1 rRNA gene (running past one end of the window) is annotated in these 366 nt (G+C 53.0%); it reads right to left on the bottom strand.

The window, feature by feature from the left end:
- Positions 1–366 (bottom strand): 16S ribosomal RNA (locus FHC49_RS01470) (its annotated part extends 1,166 nt beyond the left edge of the window); the annotation flags it as partial.

Below are 366 nucleotides of genomic sequence, written 5' to 3' on the forward strand. Positions count from 1 at the left end.
CTAAGGTTATTAACCTTAACGCCTTCCTCCTCGCTGAAAGTACTTTACAACCCGAAGGCCTTCTTCATACACGCGGCATGGCTGCATCAGGCTTGCGCCCATTGTGCAATATTCCCCACTGCTGCCTCCCGTAGGACGCCCAGTAATTCCGATTAACGCTTGCACCCTCCGTATTACCGCGGCTGCTGGCACGGAGTTAGCCGGTGCTTCTTCTGCGAGTAACGTCAATCACTAAGGTTATTAACCTTAATGCCTTCCTCCTCGCTGAAAGTACTTTACAACCCGAAGGCCTTCTTCATACACGCGGCATGGCTGCATCAGGCTTGCGCCCATTGTGCAATATTCCCCACTGCTGCCTCCCGTAGG

This window comes from Kluyvera sp. EC_51 (assembly GCF_019584505.1).
Classification (GTDB): domain Bacteria; phylum Pseudomonadota; class Gammaproteobacteria; order Enterobacterales; family Enterobacteriaceae; genus Kluyvera; species Kluyvera sichuanensis.